This is a genomic window from Sphingomonas hankookensis, from assembly GCF_028551275.1.
Taxonomy (GTDB): Bacteria; Pseudomonadota; Alphaproteobacteria; order Sphingomonadales; family Sphingomonadaceae; genus Sphingomonas; species Sphingomonas hankookensis_A.
Genome location: NZ_CP117025.1, coordinates 2,492,983 through 2,509,565 on the forward strand (window position 1 = coordinate 2,492,983; position 16,583 = coordinate 2,509,565).

Sequence of the window (16,583 nt, forward strand, 5' to 3'; positions counted from 1 at the left end):
GCAACGCTTTGTTACGAAACGAAAACGCCGTCCGAAGGCGTTCCTTCGGACGGCGTATCGCTGAACAGGCGGCGCCGGGTCCGGCGCCAACCGGTCACTTCATGTGCGCGCTGAGGAGCTTGTTCATTTCGAACATCGAGCACGACTTCTTGCCGAACAGCTTTTCCAGCGTTTCGTCCGCCAGGATCTCGCGCTTGTCCTTCGGATTCTGCAGGTCGTGCTTCTTGATGTATTCCCACATCTTGCTGACGACTTCGCTGCGGGGCAGCGGGTCGGAACCGGTGATCTTCGCCAGATCGGCCGACGGCGTCACCGGCTTCGCGATTCCGCCCCGGGCGCCGCCGGTCGTCGTGGTTTCCTTGGCCATAATATTCCTCCTAATCCCCCTGCAAACCGCGCCTCGCGGGCGCGGCAGGTCGATGGTTATGCAAGGTTCCGAACCGCTTGTCGCGGGGGAATTGCGACAAACCGTACCGTCAACCGCACGAAATTTCCTCCGCGACCGTCCTTTTCCGTCCCGACCGGCTCAGAAGCCGAACCGGGCGCGCACCCCGTAGAAGCGCGGCATGGCGGGATAGACGCCATAGGTGCCGGTCTGTTCGGGGATCGCGAAGCCGGAAATGTTGAAATACTGGTTGGTGATATTCTCCACGAAGAATTCCAGCTGCTTGCTGCGATCGTCGGTCGCAACGCCGATCTTGCCGTTCAGCAGCGGATAGCCGTCATTGCCGACCGTCGTCGCACCGGTGCCGTCGCGGACGATCGACACGTCGCTGTTGTAGCGCATGTCGACATGGAACAGCGCGTTGAGGTTGTCGGTCAGGCGCGGGGTCCACGTCGCCGCGACCGTCACGACGTTGCGCGGCTGGTTCAGGAACTGGCGGCCATTCTGGTTCTGGAGCGGCGTGCCGGCGAAATTGTTGTCGGCATCATAGGACGCATCGAGCAGCGTATAGCCCAGGCGGAAGCTCAACTCGCGGATCGGCTGGATCAGCGATTCCAGCTCGACGCCCTTCGCCGTCGACTTGGGCACGTTCTGCACGACGAAGCTGTTGCCCGCGAAAATCAGCGACTGCAGCCCCTTGAACTTCTGGTAGAAGAACGCCGCGTTGAACGAGAATTGCCGCGTCACGCTGGTCTTCAGGCCCAGTTCGTAGCTGTCGACCGTTTCCGCGCCGAACTCCAGATCGGTCGCCTGTGCGCCGTCACCGCCCAGGACGCGAGTGTTGAAGCTCGCCTGGTCGAGATTGTAGCCGCCCGACTTGAAGCCGCGATCATAGCTGGCATAGCCCAGCACGTCGGGCGTGAACTTGTAGGCGAGCTTGGCGGTGCCGGTCAGGCGGCTTTCCGACCGGTCATGGCTGTAATTGCCGTTGAACTCGCTCGACACCGCCGGATTGCAGCTGAGCAGAAACAGGTTCTGGAACAGCGCCGGGCTCGCCTGACGGATCAGGTTGCGATAGGTCACCGCTCGCGGATCGTTGCCGAGGAAGAAGCCGCACGCCGCCGGATTGCTGTTGATCGACGCGGCCAGCTCCTTGCGCTCGTAATTGTAGCGCAGGCCCAGCGTCAGCGAGAGCTTGTCGTTGACGTTGATGATGTTGTGCGTGAACAGCGCGAAGGCGTTGGTATCGACCTGGAAATCGTCGTTATTGTTGCCTTGTCCCGCGACGTTCGGGGTCAGCGGCGTGTTCAGATAGTTGAACAGTGCCGATCCCGGAGGCGCCGCCTGCTGCAACGCCGCGCTCTGGGCATAGAGCAGTTGCCCGAACAGCGGCACGGTCCCGGTCGGCAGGGCCGCCCCGCCACGCAGCGACGTCACCAGCTGGGTAAAGGTCGGCACGTTGAAGCTGCCGTAGAACTGCGCCTGCCGCCCGATACCGCCGGCCGACGGCGGCGCGCCGAGCACACCCGCCAGCAGCGTGTCGACATAGCGGTTGGCATCGTTGCCCAGCCGCACCGTGTCGCGCAGGTTCAGCTTTTCGTTCAGGTAAAAGCCGCCGACGAGGAAATCGAGCTTCCCGTCGAATAGCTGCCCCTGTAACCGCAGTTCCTGCGTGATATCGCGCAGCGACGACTTGTACCCATCGCGATAGGCGCGATCGATGCCCGAATAATCGATGTCTTGGTTCCGTAGCACGCGGAAGTCGCGATAGGCGCTGATCGAGGTGAGCTTCAACTCACCGATATCGGCGTTGATCTCACCCGACACGCCCCAGTCGCGCACCGCTTCCTTATAGTCGCGGTTGGGCGAGGCGGCCATCTTCCGCTCGGACGGGGCGCCGGTGTAGATGCCGGTGCGACCCTGCTGCGCGGCGATCGCCTGGATCGCGGCGGCCGTCGGCCCCCGCGTGCCGCTGACCACGCCGCAGCATTGCTCGTCGGTCTTGTAGTAATCGCCGATCAGGCGGAAGCTGAACGCCGAGGTGTCGTACAGCGCCTGACCGCGGACATACCAGCGGTTGATGTCGTTGAACGCGCGGTCCGAATTGACGTCCTCGATATAGCCGTCGCGCTTGCGATAGCCGCCGTCGACGCGCAGCGCGAGCTGTTCGCTGACCGGCCCGGTCAGCGCGCCCTTCAGCTCATAGGCGTTGAAATTGCCATACTCGCCCTCGACATAGCCGCCCAGGTCGAACTTCGGCATGGCGGTCGTCACCGACAGCGCGCCGGCCGAGGTGTTCCGGCCGAACAGCGTTCCCTGCGGCCCGCGCAGCACCTCGACTCGTTCGACTTCGGGCAGCTCGGCGATGGCGATGCCGGCGCGCGACCGGAACACGCCGTCGATGAACACGCCGACCGCCGGTTCGAAGCCGGGATTGTCGCCTGCCGTGCCGACGCCGCGAATCGACAGCGAGGTCGCGGTCGCCGACGACTGGCCGGTCGTCGTCTGAAGCGAGGGAGCGAGCTGTTCGAGGCCGCGGATATCGCGCACGCCGGCATCGTCGAGCAGCTGCGCATTGACCGCGGTGACCGCGATCGGCACGTCCTGGATCGGTTCGGCGCGGCGGTTGGCGGTCACGATGATCTCGTTCCCCCAATCGTCATCGGCCTGTGCCGTAGCGTCACCGGGCGCAGCCGGCGCGGTCGGCGTCTCGACCGGCGCGGTCGGCGTCGTCTGCGCCAGCGCGGGCGCGGCGCCCGCGACCAGGGACAGGGCTGTCGCGGTCAGCAGATGGAACTTCTTCATGGCATCCCCTCTTCCTCAGCTGCCGATATCGTCCGGCTATGCATGTTGCATTTGGTGACGAAGCATCTAAGCCGCGTCAACGGGCAACCTGCATCCGACCTACGCTTTCATCGGCGAACGGGTATGGAAGCCACAGTACGGCGCCGCAGGGGATCGCCCCGGTCGGCTGCAAAAAGTCGAAGATCGGGAATGGAACAGAACCATGTGTGACGCGAACGACGATGCCGATGGCGGCGAACTGGTCGGCCCCGCGCCCAAAATTCCCGTTCCCGATCATGTCGCTGACGCGATCCGCACCCTGATCCGCTGGACCGGCGACGATCCCGATCGCGAAGGATTGCTCGACACGCCGCTGCGCGTCGCGCGCGCGTGGAAGGAATATACGCAGGGCTATGCGGAGGACCCCGCACACCATCTCGAACGCGTGTTCGAGGAAGTGGGCGGCTATGACGAGATCGTGCTGCTGCGCGACATTCCGTTCCAGTCGCACTGCGAACATCATATGGCGCCGATCGTCGGCAAGGCGCACATCGCCTATCTGCCCAAGGACCATGTCGTCGGCATTTCGAAGCTTGCCCGCGTACTCCACGGCTATGCCCGGCGGTTGCAGGTGCAGGAACGGCTGACGGCGGAAGTCGCCGACTGCATCTGGAACGGCCTGCGCCCGCGCGGTGTCGCGGTGGTGATCGAGGCGACGCATGGCTGCATGACCTCGCGCGGGGTGCGCACGCCGGGTGTCACCATGACGACCAGCCGGATGATGGGCGTGTTCCGCGACGACGAACGCAGCCGCAAGGAAGTGCTGGCGCTGATCGGGCGCGGCTGACGGAACGCCCGCGCCGCGCGGGACGTTGCAACGCGATGATCCGCCCCCTCGCCTTCCTGCTTGGCCTAGCGTCGCTTGCCGCCTGCTCGGCCGACCCGCCCGCCGCTGCCAATGCGGCCGATGGCGTGCTTCCGGTCGGATCGGTAGGAGGCGTCGATCCGGCGACGAACGCCCAGTTCGCGGCGGCGCCGCCTCCGGCACGGGGGCTGCCCGATACGCCGGCGCCCCACGCAGCACCGGAATTGCAGCCGATGGTCTATGCCGACTTCGCCGAAAAGGAGTTGCTCGGCTCTGGCTGTTCGTTCCGCACCGTGCCGCGCGGCCCGGTCCTGCTGTTCGTCCGCGACCAGGGCGACGGACTGGTCAGGTTCGACAAACGCCTGCGTCGGATCACCGCCGCAACGCCGGGCCGCGAGGCGGTCGAGGACGGCGGCATCCTTGCCGGCGACCAAGTGTCGTTCACGGTCGAACGCCCCGCCGACCGGGCTGATCCGGCGGCGGATTCGACCCGGCAATGGCCCGCGACGCTGACCATGCGGACCGCCGATGGCGGCGAACGCGTCTATCGCGGCGGGCGCTGGGAATGCGGCAGCTGATCGACCCGATTGCGTCGCGGCCAAGGGCATTCTACAGCGACCGCCTGGCCTCGTAGCTCAGCTGGACAGAGCGCCGCTTTCCTAAAGCGGGCGTCGGGGGTTCGAGTCCCTCCGAGGCCACCAGATTTACCGTTGCCACCGTCCCTCGGGGAATCCGTTCCGTTCGAGCAGCTTCGAGCCTGTCGAAGCAAACGCGTGGCGGGCGGATACAAGCTAAACCGCCCGCGCCAACGACGTGATCCGCCCGCCAATAAGTCCGTTCGGTTCGAGCAGCTTCGAGCTTGTCGAGAAGCGTCCGTCGAGAACTTCATGTCTGGGGCACCCCCTTCTCGACTACGGTTCTCGACAGGCTCGAACCTTCGCTCGAAGCAAACGGATGGACTTTCGGGGCGACGGTTTGGCGGAAAATGGCCTAATTTGCCCGCTCGGGCGGCACCACCGGCAGCGGCAGCGGCGCGATCGGCACGCCTTCCTCCGCCAGCGCCTTCGCCTCTTCCCGCGTCGCCTGGCCATGGATCGGTGCCGGATCGGCGTCGCCGACATGCATCGCCCGCGCCCGGTCGGCAAAGGCGGTGCCGACCCATTCGCTTCCCGCCAGAACCTCGCGCTGCGCCTTCGCCAGTGCCGCCAGCGCGGCTTTCATCGCTTCGGGCGGCGGCCCCGCCGGCCGGTCGCCCTTGGGCGCGATGTTCGGCGCCATCACCGCTTTCTCGATTCGGGCGTCGTCGCACATCGGGCAATGGATCAGCCCGCGTTCGCGCTGCCCGGCATAGGCGTCGCTCGACGCGAACCACGCCTCGAACACATGCGCGTTGCCGCACCGCAGGTCGAAAACGATCACTTGGCGATCTCGACCGGCGGGATCGCCCGGCGATGGTCGAGCACCGGCACCCGCGCCCGCACCGCTGTCACCTGCTCCGGATCGACGTCGACATAACCGATCCCGGCCGCCTGGCCCATGTCGAGCAGCACCTTGCCCCACGGGTCGATGACCAGCGAATGGCCATAGGTCGCGCGGCCGTCCTGATGGAGGCCGGTCTGCGCCGCGGCGACCACGAACGCCCCCGCCTCGATCGCTCGCGCACGCAGCAGCACATGCCAATGCGCCTGTCCGGTCGGTACGGTGAACGCGGCGGGCACCGACAGGATCGTCGCCCCGACATCGCTCATCGCCCGGAACAGGTCGGGAAAGCGCATGTCGTAGCAGATCGACAGTCCCATCGCCCCTGCCGGCGTCGCGACCACACAGGCGCGCTCGCCCGGCGCATAACTCGCCGACTCGCGCCAGCTTTCGCCGCTGGGCAACGTCACGTCGAACAGATGCAGCTTGTCATAGGTCGCGCGTATCGCGCCGCTGCCGTCGATCACATAGGCGCGATTGGCCAGCCGACCATCCTCGCGCCGGATCGCGAGCGACCCCAGATGCACCCATAGGCCGGTCCGCGCCGCCGCATCGCAGACCGCGTGCAACACCCGGTCCTCACCTTCGGTGGCGATCGACCCCGCTGCCCGTTCGCGGTCGCGGTCGATCAGCCCGGACATTTCGGGCGTGAACAGCATCACCGCCCCCTCGCCCGCCGCCTGTTCGATCGCATCGACCAGCACCGCCGCATTGGCATCGGGATCGATGCCGGCGGTCATCTGCAGCAGGGCGAGCTTCGTCACGCCAGCAGCGCGTCCAGCTTGCCTTCCCGCTCCAGCGCGGCAAGGTCGTCCGATCCGCCGACATGGGTGTCGCCGATGAAGATCTGCGGCACGGTCGTCCGGCCGTTCGACTTTGCCAGCATTTCCTGCCGCTTGGCCCCGCCCATGGTAATATCGATCTCGTCATAGGCGGCGCCCTTCTCATCGAGCAGCCGCTTGGCGCGCGTGCAATAGGGGCAGAACGCCTTGGTATAGATGATGATGCTTGCCATGCGTCCCAGTTGTGGTCGCACCGCCGCCTTGTCAATCATCCGCTCCGACGACCCGTGCCCAGCACAGCGCCGTGACGCGCGCCGCGCCGGCCCGCCGCAGCGCCAGCGCACAGGCATCGATCGTCGCTCCGCTGGTATGGACATCGTCGATCAGCACGATTCGCTTTCCCGCCACGACCGCCGGATCGGCCACGACGAAGGCACCGCGCACCATTTTCGCCCGCGCCCGCCCGTTCATGCCCCGCAGCGGCGGCGTGGCGCGGGTCCGCCGCAGCGTATCGCGCAGTACTGGTACGCCGCGCATCCCCGCCAGCGCGGTCGCGATCAGCACCGACTGGTTATAGCCGCGCGTCCACAGCCGCCGCCGGTGCAGCGGCACCGGGATCAGGCAATCGGCATCGTCGGGCAGGTGCCGGCACATCAGCCGCGCCATCGTCGTCGCCAATGCCAGCCGCCCGCCATATTTCAGCTTCAGCGCAACGTCGCGCGCCACCGGGCCATAGGCGACCGCCGCCCGCACTCCGTCATGCACCGGCGGTTGGCTCAGGCATGGCGCACAGCGCATTCCCGGCCCCTGGTCGATCGGCAGCGGCGTCCCGCAAGCCGCGCACGCCGGATCGCCCAGGAACCGCAGCCCCGACCAGCAGCCTGCACAGAAACGATGGTCCGCCTCCACCACCACCCCGCACCCCGGACAACGCGGCGGCAGTGCCAGGGCGACCAGTTGCGCGATCGCAGCGACGGGTATGGTGGCAAGGCGCATCGCTTGCCCTTGTCGCCGCGCCCGCCGCCCGGCACAAGGCGCCGCGTGAGTGCCCCCGATCTTTTCGCCCGCCCGCGCCGCCGCCTCCACCGCGACCGCGCCCAGCCCGGTTTCGCCCGCGCCGACTTCCTCCACCGCTATATGCTGGAGGGGGTCGAGGACCGGTTGCAGGCGGTGACGCGCAGCTTTTCGGACGTGCTCGACCTGGGATGCGCCGACGCCGCCTTCACCCCGCCGCCCGGCGCGCGCGTGGTGCGGTTCGATCCCGGTTTCGCCTTCGCCCGTGCGGCGGGCGGCGTGCAGGGTGATGAGGATCGCCTGCCCTTCGCCGATGGCGCGTTCGACCTCGTGGTCTCGGTCGGCGTGCTCGACAGCGTCAACGACCTGCCCGGCGCGCTGACGCTGATCCGCCGCAGCCTGCGCCCCGACGGCCTGTTCCTCGCCGCCTTTACCGGGGGCCACAGCCTCGCCACCCTGCGCCAGTCACTGCTGGCCGCAGAGGCGGATCGCCCGGCGGCCCGGGTCCATCCGCAAATCGACCTGCGATCGGCCGGCGACCTGCTGGTCCGCGCCGGCTTCGCGCTGCCGGTCGCCGATTCGGAGACGCTGACCGTACGCTATTCGGGACTGGGCAAGCTGGTCGACGACCTGCGCGGCATGGGGGCGACCGGGCTGCTGGAGCCGGCCCCGCTCGGCCGGGCGGGCCTCATGGGCGCCGCATCCGCCTTTGCCGAGCGTGCCGATGCCGATGGCCGTACGGCGGAACAATTCGAGGTCATCTACCTGACCGGTTGGGCACCCGCCCCCAGCCAGCCGCAACCCGCCCGTCGCGGCAGCGCCACTGCCTCGCTCGCCGACACGCTCCGCCCGCCGGAACCGCGCTAGACCAACGCCTCCAGCAGGCCGATCAGCGGACGGTCGGCCGGCGGCATCGGCAGCGCGTGCAGCTGCACCGGGCGCAGCCATTGCAGCGCGGTCGCATGGCGCGCGACCGGCCTGCCGTTCCATTTGCGCAGCGCATAGAGCAGCAGCAACAAATGCCGCTCGCCCAGCGCTTCGCTGGCAAAGGCGGCGGGGGCGAGGCACTGGTGATCGACGACGATCCCCAGTTCCTCGTCCAGTTCGCGGACCAGTGCCGCCTCCGGCGTCTCGCCCGGTTCGACCTTGCCGCCGGGAAATTCCCACAGCCCCGCCATCGCCGTGCCCGGCGGACGCTGCTGCACCAGCACGCGCCCGTCGGCGTCGATCATCGCGGCGGCGGTTACCAGTAATATCGGGGCCGGGTTGGACGACACTTTCTTAACCTCGTCGGGCTTAGGGATGGGGGCGACGTTCAACAGGAGTCATCCGTCATGCGTTCAACTCTGCGCTCGTTGCGCAGCCTGTGGCGGGACCGGCGCGGTGCGACCGCCGTGGAATATGGCATGATCCTCGCGCTGATCGTAATCGGCCTTATCGCCGTCGTCGCCCAATTGGGAAAGACGACCAGCGCCATGTGGAACGGCGTGGCACACAACGTTACCGAAACCGGACCGCGCGGTTAACCATCATAGTGATTCCGCAAGGATTCCTTTAAACTTTTGTCAACCGCGCTCCCGTTACTCTGCTCCTGTCGAACGGAACCTGGTTTCGAACGACCGGGAATTGAAGCACGCAGAACCATGGAGCAGATTATGCAGAAGATCCGTACCTTCCTGAAGAACAGCAAGGGCGCGACCGCCATCGAATACGGCCTGATCGCAGCGCTGATCGCCGTCGCCGCCATCGCCGCGATGCAGGGCCTCGGCAACCAGCTGAAGCTGACCTTCGGCAACGTCACGTCGAACATGAAGGCGTCGTAAGACACTTCACAATCGCGAAGAGGGCGGCGGGACGGGGGTCCCGCCGCCCTTTTTGTTTGCCCGCGTAACTGGCGACAAACGCCGTTACAGCCGCCCCATCGCCAGGAACTTCTGCCGCCGCGACTGCCTGAGCGCGACCGCCGGCTGCGCGGCCAGTTCGCTCAGCTCGCCATCGATCGCATCGCCCAGCGCCGCGATCGCTGCGGCAGGATCGCGATGCGCCGCACCTAGCGGTTCGGCCACGATCCGGTCGATCACGCCCAGCGTCTTCAAGTCCTGCGCCGTCACCCGCATCGCCTCGGCCGCTTCAGGTGCCTTGTCGGCAGTGCGCCACAGGATCGACGCACAGCCTTCGGGCGAAATCACCGAATAGACCGCGTGCTCCATCATCAGCACGCGATTGCCCGCCGCCAGCGCGATCGCGCCGCCCGATCCACCCTCGCCCAAAATCGCCGATACCATCGGTACGCCCAGGTTCAGCGCCGCTTCGGTCGAGCGCGCGATCGCTTCGGCCTGCCCGCGCTCCTCGGCCTGGATGCCGGGAAACGCGCCCGACGTATCGACCAGCGTGACGACCGGCAGACCGAACCGGTCGGCCAGCTGCATCAGGCGGATCGCCTTGCGATAGCCCTCGGGCTTGCCCATGCCGAAATTGTGGCGCAGCCGGGTCGCGGTGTCGTCGCCCTTTTCATGGCCGATCACCATCACCTTACGGCCCCGAAACCGGCCGATCCCGCCCAGGATCGCCTGATCGTCGGCAAAGGCGCGGTCGCCGCCCAGCGGCATGAAATCCTCGACCAGCGCCGCCACATAATGCTTGAAATGCGGGCGTTCGGGATGCCGCGCGACCTGCGTCTTCTGCCACGGGGTCAGCTTCGCATAGGTTTCGCGCAGCAGCCGGTCGGACTTGGTCTGCAACCGCCCGATCTCGGTCGCGATGTCCAGCTCGCCATCGGCGGCGGTATCGCGCAGTTCGTCGATGCGCGCCTGCAGCTCGGCGATGGGTTTTTCGAAATCAAGGAAGGTAGCCATGGTTCCGCGCCCTATGGCCGTGTCCGCCCGGCGTCAATCAGCGGGTGGAGTTCGCCGACCAGCTGCACCAGCCGCGAAGCATCGACATGGGTGTAGATTTCGGTCGTGGCAATATCGGCATGGCCCAGCATCGCCTGTAGCGCGCGCAGGTCCGCCCCGCCCTCCAGCAAATGGGTGGCAAAGGCATGGCGCAGCACGTGGGGGCTGATCCGGTCGGGGGCGATCCCTGCCTCCCCGGCCAGCGCGCGGACGATCTGGTAGAGCCGCATCCGCGACAGATGCCCCTTGCCCGACGGGAACAGCCACGGGCTGTCCGCCGGGACATGCGCCCGCCACCGCGCCACGGCGGCACGCGCCCGGTCCGACAGCGGCACCATCCGCTCGCGCCCGCCCTTGCCCTTCAGGATCATGTACGGCCGGTCGGGCGCAATGATCCCGCGCGGCAGGGACACCAGCTCGGTCGCGCGCAAGCCCGATCCATAGAGCAGCTCGAACAGGGCCGAGAGGCGCAGGTCGTTACGGTCGGGCGGCACCCGCGCGATCCGCGCGTCGATCGCGGCGAACATCGCATCGATGTCGCGGCTCGACAGCGTCTTGGGCAATCCGCGCGACGTGCCCGGCCGGGGCAAGGCCGCCCCCGGATCGTCCGCCCGCAGCCCCTCCTCCGCCAGAAACGCGAAGAACCGCCGGAGCGCCGCCGATTTCCGCGCGACCGTCGCCTTGGCAAGGCTCGCCCAGCCATCGGCCAGCCGCCCGATCGCTTGCGTATCCGCCCCCGACAGCCGCCCGCCCAACACCTCGGACGCCAGCGACAGGTCGGTGCGATAGGCGGACAGCGTGTTGCGCGCCGCTCCCGCCTCCGCCGCCATCATCTCCAGAAAGCGGTCGATCAGCACCCGGTCGCTGCCGGGCGCCATCACGACCGCGCGATCGCTTCCGCCGCGATCATCCGCGCCTCGCCCTCGCGCCCCGCCGCACGCAGTGCCGCGACGATATGGAACAGCGCCTCGGCCGGCACCCCGCGCCAGTCGCGGGTCTGCATGCCGGTCGCGGCGAGGAGCAGCACCGTGCCGCCCTCGCCATTCACGCCCGCCCGGTCGATCGCATCGGTCCACGCGTTGCGCGCCCCGACCGCGACGTTCAGGTCGCGCGCCATCGCCGCCACCTGGTCGCGCGGCAGGCGCCCCAGCCCGGCCAGCGCCGCGAACAGCAACTGCCCCTTGCGGGCATTTTGCCCCGCATAGTCCGACACCGTACCCGGCGCGACCGACCGGCCCATCGGATCGGCGACCGTCAGCATCGCCCAGCCGTCGCTGCCGACGGGAACGATCCCGCGCCACCGCAGCGCTGGCAGATCCAGTCCGGCGGTCAGCATCGACGCAATCAGCTGATCGGCATCGCCCGCATGATCCGCGACCGGCGCGATCATGGCCGCCGCCCGCGCGGTCAGCACCCGGCGCGCATAGCCCAGCTCGGTGGTGATTGCCGGTTCCCAGAACTGCCGCAGCATCGCCAGCCGCCCCGCATCGTTCCCGGTAAAGGCGGTGCGAAGGTCGGTGGCGAGCGCGGTCTGCGTGCTCGTCGCATCCTCGTCGCTCGACAGCTGGGCATAGAGGTCGACCAGCGCCTCGCTGGACAACACGCCCTGCGCAGCGGCCAGATCGGCATCCGCCAGCCGGACGTTCGGCGCGAATTGCGGCGCGGTGGCATGCCAGTAGCGGACCTGCGGCCCGACCCCGCCGAACAGCCCGGCGGGCACCGGCGTCGCGCTGGCGGCGGCCATGCCGTATCGCCATGCGGTCAGACGGTCGATGCCATCCCATTCGATCGTCGCGGCGCGGCGGCCCTGCGCGCCCTTGCCGACCAGCTTTTCCGCCAGCGCCACGTCGATCGCGCCGCCACCGGGCGCCTGCCGCCTTGCCTGATCGACGATCCGCCCGGCCTCGCGCGCTTCGCCCTTCAGGCCGAGGCAGATGGCATTGGCCAGTCGCCAGCCGCGTTCGTTCGACACCTGCATCGCCGGTGCGGTGAGCGGACACAGCCCGCCCGGATCGCCGGTCGCCAGCATCGCCTGCATCGCGATCTGGAACAGCTTGGGGGTATAGTTGTCGATATCGACCGACTGCACCAGCGCGCGGGCCGGTGCCGCCTCGCCCATCCGCACCAGCAGCCATGCCCGCTCGGCGGCGAAGTCCGCGCCATCGACGCCCGCCGGGGTGGCGGTGTCGGACACCAGCGCGCGACGCAGCCCGATCGAGACCCAGCGCGAGACGACCGGCGCATCGAGCGAGCGCATGATCCGTTGCAGCCACGGCCCGTCGCCGGTGCCGAAGGCCTTGCCGTCGAACGCCCCGCCCCGTCCGGCGATGCCGATGCTGGCGGTCGAACGGCGCGCATAATCCGGCAGTTCATATTGCCGAAGCGCCTCTGGGCTGATCGGGCTCGGCGTCGCGGACGCGCTGGGCTGCGGCGTCGGGGTCCCCCCCGGGACGCCGGGCACGCCCGGCAAGGGCTGCACGATCGGCGCGGCCGGCGCGAAGTTCGGCGCGCCGGGCGCGGTCGGGCGCGGGCTGGCGCGCGGGGTCGGCGTGGGTGCAGGGGCCGGCGCATCGCCGAAGCCGGGCGGCAACAGCGATTCGGGCACGTCCTGTCCGATCGCCGGCACCGCGACCGCGATCAGCGCGGCAGCGGCGATCCCGACGCGCAACCGGTCAGTTGGCGAGGTTTTCAAGCGAGACCGCCTTTTCGATCTGGGTCGGCTGCTGCTCGGTCGAACGTCCCGCCAGAACGAACATGCCCGCGACCAGCGCGACGAGGACGACGAGAAGAATGACAAGCGAACGCGACATGGATCAAATCGTCCCGAATATTTTGGCCAGGAAAAAGACGGCGACGCGCCTTTTGCCCGATCGGCGGGGCGGCTGTATAGCCCCTCCCGCAATGCTGCAAATTCAAGACTCCCTGCCCCACCCCGCCCCTCGCTGGACCGGCCGCCCGATCGTGCTGGTCGGGTTGATGGGCGTGGGCAAATCCACCGTCGGCCGCCGCCTGGCGCAGCGGATGAAGCTCGATTTCGTCGATGCCGACAACGAAATCGAACATGCCGCCGGCATGACCATCGCCGAAATCTTCGAACGCTTCGGCGAGGATCATTTCCGCGACGGCGAACGGCGGGTCATCGCCCGGCTGATCGATGGCTCGCCCAAGGTGATCGCGACCGGCGGCGGCGCGTTCATGCAGCCCGAAACCCGCGAACTGATCCTGGGACAGGCGCTGGCGATCTGGCTCGACGCCTCGCCCGCCGTGCTTGCCGAACGGGTCCGCCGCCGCGACACCCGCCCGTTGCTGCGCGGCAAGGACCCGCAAAAGGTACTGACCGAACTCGCCCGCGTCCGGAACCCCGTCTACGCCCTTGCGCCGATCCATATCGTCAGCCAGCACGCGCCGCACGACGCCACCGTCTCCGCCATCCTGAAAGCCATCGGCCAATGACCGTCATCACCGTTCCCTTGAGCGACCGCAGCTACGACATCGTGATCGAGGACGGCGTGCTGGCGCGGGCCGGGGACTATCTGGGGCCGATCGCGCGCGGAAGGCGGATGGTGATCGTCGCCGATGCGCAGGTGCCGATGCACCTCGCCACGCTGCGCACGTCGCTGACAGCCTCCGGCATCGCCAGCGAAGCGATCGAGATTCCGGCGGGCGAAGGCTCGAAGAGCTGGGCGACCTTGGAACTGCTGCTCGATTCGCTGCTGGCGCTGGGTGTCGAGCGCGGCGACCATATCGTCGCGCTGGGCGGCGGCGTGATCGGTGATCTGGTCGGGTTCGCCGCATCGATCCTGAAACGCGGCTGCGGCTTCGTACAGGTGCCGACGACCCTGCTGGCACAGGTCGATTCGTCGGTCGGCGGCAAGACCGGGATCAACACCCGCGCCGGAAAGAACCTGGTCGGCGCGTTCCATCAGCCCGCACTGGTGCTGATCGACCCGACCACGCTCGACACGCTGCCGCCCCGCGAAGTCCGCGCCGGCTATGCCGAGGTCGTGAAATACGGCCTGATCGACGATCCCGACTTCTTCGCGTGGTGCGAATCGAACGGCACCGTGCTGCTGCTCGGCGATCCGCTGGCCCGCGCCCATGCCATCGCCCGTTCCGTGTCGGCCAAGGCAAGGATCGTCGGCGCCGACGAGCGCGAGACGACCGGCACCCGAGCGCTGCTCAACCTCGGCCACACCTTCGGCCATGCGCTGGAGGCCGAAGCCGGCTTCGACGGATCGCTGCTGCATGGTGAGGGGGTCGCCGCCGGCATGGCGCTCGCCTTCGCCTTCTCCGCCGAACAGGGCCTGTGCCGCGCCGAGGATGCGGATCGGGTCGCGCGGCATCTGCGCGACGCCGGCCTGCCCGACGGGATTGCCGCCGCCGGTATCACTGCCTCTGGCGAAACGCTGGTCGGCCACATGCTGCACGACAAGAAGCGGGAGGGCGGCACGCTGCCGTTCCTGCTCGCGCGCGGCATCGGTCAGACCTATCTCGACCGCTCGGTCGACCTGCAACAGGTCGCCACCTTCCTCGACCGCTGCCCCCGCTGATGCCGCAGGGTGTCGCCAAGCGCGACCTTCCCACCAAAGTCTGTCCGGTGTGCGAACGCCCGTTCGCATGGCGCAAGAAATGGGCGCGCGACTGGGACAATGTCGTCTATTGTTCCGACCGCTGCCGCCGGACGGGCAAGGCGAATTAACGAAATTACAGTTAATTACCGGCTATCCCGTCTGATCGACCGCGTTCGGGATCAACGGCATGAACCATCAGCGACAGGCGCGCCTCGCCGGCGGTAACCCGGCGCTCGCATGGCTTGGCGATCCCGTCGTGCCGGTTCCCGACGCGGCGCGGCCCTCCGTCTATGCCGCCGTGCTGGCCACGCCGTCGGTCGTCGTCATGGCCGCGCTGGCCAGCCTGATGGTCAGCGTCACTGCTGCACTGCGCACCGGGCAGTCGATCTTCTGGATATTGGTGCTGTGCGAAATCGTCGTGCTCGGCGTGCGGCTGCGCACCATCTTTCGCGCCCGCCGCGCCGATAGCGCGGGACACGTGCCTGCGATCGATCCGGCGATCCGCTGGTCGATCGCCTGGGCGGCGTTGCAGGGGGTAATGGCGTTCACCATCGCCCTGACCGACGACAAACCGTTGCTGATCGTCACCATGGCCTTCATCCTCGGCCTGACCGCACCGATCTGCGCGCGCAACTATGCCATGCCGCGCCTCGCCACCCTGATGGTGATGCTGTGCGATCTGCCGTTCAAGCTCGGCCTCGCGATGTCCGGCGATCCATTGCTGTGGCTGCTGCTGCCGATGACCATTCCGTTCTTCATCGGCGTGCGGGCGCTGCTGGGCAGTTTCGGGCGGATGCTTTCGCTGTCGCTGCAGGTCGCGGAACAGCATCGCCACCTCGCCGGCCACGACCCGCTAACCGGCCTCGTCAACCGCCAGCGCCTCGACGATATCCTGCGCGGCATGATGAATGCGCCGCAGGGCTCGCTGGCGCTCCACTGTATCGACCTCGACCGGTTCAAGCCGGTCAACGATCGCTACGGCCACGCCGCGGGCGACCGCGTTCTGGTCGAGGTCGCCGAACGCCTGCGCCAGGCCGCTCCGGACGAGGCGCTGATCGCACGGCTGGGCGGTGACGAGTTCCTGGTCGCGGTCACCGGCCTGACCGTCGCCGACGCCGGGCGACTGGCCGAACGGCTCCACCACGCCCTGTCCGCGCGCAGCTATGCGATGGACGACACCGCACGCGCCAATGTCGGGGCGAGCCTCGGCTATGCCTGCTTTCCCGAAGACGCCGACACCCTCGACCAGTTGCGCCAGCGCGCCGATGCCGCGCTCTACGCCGCGAAGCGTTCGGGCCGGCTGCGGCGCTACGGCCCCGACGTCGGCCGGGTGAGCGACGCGGCCTGATCCGTTACGGAATGGCGCGTTCCTGCGCCTGCTGGTCGCGGCGCCACGCGAACCATTGGCGCAGCATCGCCTGGGTACAGCCGGTCTGCCCGCCGGTCCCGACCACCGAACAGCTGTTCGGCCGCCCGATCCGCGCCTCCTCCATCGCGCTGTCCGCCCGCATCGCCCAGCTGGCACCCGCCGACGACTTGTCCGGCGGGTTCCGGAACCGCTTGGGGATGCGATAGCGCTCATTCTCGCCCAGCCGCGCGCACACCACGATCTCGTCGTCGCTGCTCGGCTTGGGACAGGCTTCGTCGCCATAGACGGTGGCATTGCGCACGCGCTGCGGCGGGTCGGCGGGGGCATCCTGCGCCAGCACGGGCGCCGCGAACGCCAATGCCAGTCCCGCCAAAACCCAACGCGCCATACCCGTATCTCCTGCAAGCCACCCACTAAGCGGACCGCCCCGATGACCAGCA

The 16,583-nt window shown here is 68.2% G+C and carries 21 protein-coding genes and 1 tRNA gene; 10 read left to right on the forward strand and 12 right to left on the reverse strand.

What is annotated here, in order from left to right; translation table 11 throughout:
• Positions 1–94 precede the first annotated feature (94 nt).
• Complete coding sequence (locus PPZ50_RS11685) at positions 95–367, reverse strand: SWIB/MDM2 domain-containing protein (protein WP_055761337.1); 273 nt, start codon at positions 365–367, stop codon at positions 95–97.
• A 159-nt stretch (positions 368–526) separates the two neighbouring features.
• Positions 527–3,190 carry a TonB-dependent receptor gene (locus tag PPZ50_RS11690; RefSeq protein ID WP_066689814.1) on the reverse strand — a complete coding sequence of 888 codons (2,664 nt, stop codon included), beginning with the start codon at positions 3,188–3,190 and terminating at the stop codon, positions 527–529.
• Between the two features lie 202 nt (positions 3,191–3,392).
• Between PPZ50_RS11690 and folE the strand changes: the two genes are divergently transcribed.
• From folE to PPZ50_RS11705, 3 genes are all read left to right on the forward strand, one after another.
• Positions 3,393–4,016: a GTP cyclohydrolase I FolE gene (gene folE / locus PPZ50_RS11695; protein WP_066689813.1), complete on the forward strand. Its 624-nt coding sequence runs from the start codon at positions 3,393–3,395 to the stop codon at positions 4,014–4,016.
• A gap of 35 nt (positions 4,017–4,051) precedes the next feature.
• A complete protein-coding gene (locus PPZ50_RS11700; RefSeq protein WP_066689812.1) occupies positions 4,052–4,612 on the forward strand; it encodes a hypothetical protein in 561 nt (186 codons plus the stop codon).
• A 46-nt stretch (positions 4,613–4,658) separates the two neighbouring features.
• A tRNA-Arg gene (locus tag PPZ50_RS11705) sits at positions 4,659–4,735 on the forward strand.
• Positions 4,736–5,024: 289 nt separating this feature from the next.
• On the opposite strand, the gene PPZ50_RS11710 is transcribed toward PPZ50_RS11705, so the two are convergent.
• Genes PPZ50_RS11710 through PPZ50_RS11725 form a run of 4 tightly spaced genes read right to left on the reverse strand, consistent with a single transcriptional unit; the run spans position 5,025 to position 7,291 of the window.
• Positions 5,025–5,453 carry a DUF1178 family protein gene (locus PPZ50_RS11710; protein WP_066689811.1) on the reverse strand — a complete coding sequence of 143 codons (429 nt, stop codon included), beginning with the start codon at positions 5,451–5,453 and terminating at the stop codon, positions 5,025–5,027.
• Complete coding sequence (locus PPZ50_RS11715) at positions 5,450–6,253, reverse strand: carbon-nitrogen hydrolase family protein (RefSeq protein ID WP_066689887.1); 804 nt, start codon at positions 6,251–6,253, stop codon at positions 5,450–5,452. Before PPZ50_RS11715 ends, PPZ50_RS11710 begins: the two co-directional genes overlap by 4 nt.
• Positions 6,254–6,273: 20 nt before the next feature.
• The gene (grxC, locus tag PPZ50_RS11720) at positions 6,274–6,528 is read right to left on the reverse strand and encodes a glutaredoxin 3 (RefSeq protein WP_066689810.1); all 255 of its coding nucleotides are present in this window, start codon (positions 6,526–6,528) and stop codon (positions 6,274–6,276) included.
• 31 nt (positions 6,529–6,559) lie between these two features.
• On the reverse strand, positions 6,560–7,291 hold the full coding sequence (locus PPZ50_RS11725; RefSeq protein WP_066689809.1) for a ComF family protein: 732 nt from the start codon (positions 7,289–7,291) through the stop codon (positions 6,560–6,562).
• Between the two features lie 45 nt (positions 7,292–7,336).
• Between PPZ50_RS11725 and PPZ50_RS11730 the strand changes: the two genes are divergently transcribed.
• Positions 7,337–8,176, forward strand: a complete 840-nt coding sequence (locus PPZ50_RS11730; protein WP_232307935.1) for a class I SAM-dependent methyltransferase — start codon at positions 7,337–7,339, stop codon at positions 8,174–8,176.
• Here PPZ50_RS11730 and PPZ50_RS11735 read toward each other — a convergent pair.
• Complete coding sequence (locus PPZ50_RS11735; protein WP_066689808.1) at positions 8,173–8,541, reverse strand: (deoxy)nucleoside triphosphate pyrophosphohydrolase; 369 nt, start codon at positions 8,539–8,541, stop codon at positions 8,173–8,175. The two genes, PPZ50_RS11730 and PPZ50_RS11735, sit on opposite strands and share 4 nt — an antisense overlap.
• Positions 8,542–8,643: 102 nt before the next feature.
• On the opposite strand from PPZ50_RS11735, the gene PPZ50_RS11740 reads away from it, so the two are divergent.
• Complete coding sequence (locus PPZ50_RS11740) at positions 8,644–8,835, forward strand: Flp family type IVb pilin (protein WP_066689807.1); 192 nt, start codon at positions 8,644–8,646, stop codon at positions 8,833–8,835.
• Between the two features lie 129 nt (positions 8,836–8,964).
• Positions 8,965–9,132, forward strand: coding sequence for a Flp family type IVb pilin (locus PPZ50_RS11745; protein ID WP_055793027.1), 168 nt, complete (start codon positions 8,965–8,967; stop codon positions 9,130–9,132).
• 84 nt (positions 9,133–9,216) lie between these two features.
• Here PPZ50_RS11745 and PPZ50_RS11750 read toward each other — a convergent pair whose 3' ends face one another.
• Genes PPZ50_RS11750 through PPZ50_RS11765 form a run of 4 tightly spaced genes read right to left on the reverse strand, consistent with a single transcriptional unit; the run spans position 9,217 to position 13,013 of the window.
• Positions 9,217–10,164 (reverse strand): acetyl-CoA carboxylase carboxyltransferase subunit alpha, encoded by a 948-nt coding sequence (locus tag PPZ50_RS11750; protein WP_066689806.1) that lies wholly within the window; start codon positions 10,162–10,164, stop codon positions 9,217–9,219.
• A gap of 11 nt (positions 10,165–10,175) precedes the next feature.
• A complete protein-coding gene (locus tag PPZ50_RS11755) occupies positions 10,176–11,081 on the reverse strand; it encodes a tyrosine-type recombinase/integrase (RefSeq protein ID WP_066689805.1) in 906 nt (301 codons plus the stop codon).
• Entirely contained in the window at positions 11,081–12,895 is a 1,815-nt protein-coding gene (locus PPZ50_RS11760; RefSeq protein WP_066689804.1) for a hypothetical protein, read from the reverse strand. The genes PPZ50_RS11755 and PPZ50_RS11760 overlap by 1 nt, the downstream gene beginning before the upstream one ends.
• Positions 12,876–13,013: a hypothetical protein gene (locus PPZ50_RS11765; RefSeq protein WP_164523848.1), complete on the reverse strand. Its 138-nt coding sequence runs from the start codon at positions 13,011–13,013 to the stop codon at positions 12,876–12,878. The genes PPZ50_RS11760 and PPZ50_RS11765 overlap by 20 nt, the downstream gene beginning before the upstream one ends.
• A 91-nt stretch (positions 13,014–13,104) precedes the next feature.
• On the opposite strand from PPZ50_RS11765, the gene PPZ50_RS11770 reads away from it, so the two are divergent.
• From PPZ50_RS11770 to PPZ50_RS11785, 4 genes are read left to right on the forward strand one after another with little or no spacing between them, the layout of a single operon-like run.
• Positions 13,105–13,656 (forward strand): shikimate kinase, encoded by a 552-nt coding sequence (locus PPZ50_RS11770; protein ID WP_066689803.1) that lies wholly within the window; start codon positions 13,105–13,107, stop codon positions 13,654–13,656.
• Complete coding sequence (gene aroB / locus PPZ50_RS11775; RefSeq protein WP_066689802.1) at positions 13,653–14,753, forward strand: 3-dehydroquinate synthase; 1,101 nt, start codon at positions 13,653–13,655, stop codon at positions 14,751–14,753. Before PPZ50_RS11770 ends, aroB begins: the two co-directional genes overlap by 4 nt.
• The gene (locus tag PPZ50_RS11780; protein WP_084401491.1) at positions 14,753–14,902 is read left to right on the forward strand and encodes a DUF2256 domain-containing protein; all 150 of its coding nucleotides are present in this window, start codon (positions 14,753–14,755) and stop codon (positions 14,900–14,902) included. Before aroB ends, PPZ50_RS11780 begins: the two co-directional genes overlap by 1 nt.
• A gap of 59 nt (positions 14,903–14,961) precedes the next feature.
• Complete coding sequence (locus tag PPZ50_RS11785; protein WP_066689801.1) at positions 14,962–16,122, forward strand: GGDEF domain-containing protein; 1,161 nt, start codon at positions 14,962–14,964, stop codon at positions 16,120–16,122.
• A 4-nt stretch (positions 16,123–16,126) separates the two neighbouring features.
• Here PPZ50_RS11785 and PPZ50_RS11790 read toward each other — a convergent pair whose 3' ends face one another.
• On the reverse strand, positions 16,127–16,531 hold the full coding sequence (locus tag PPZ50_RS11790) for a hypothetical protein (protein WP_066689800.1): 405 nt from the start codon (positions 16,529–16,531) through the stop codon (positions 16,127–16,129).
• Between the last annotated feature and the right edge of the window lie 52 nt (positions 16,532–16,583).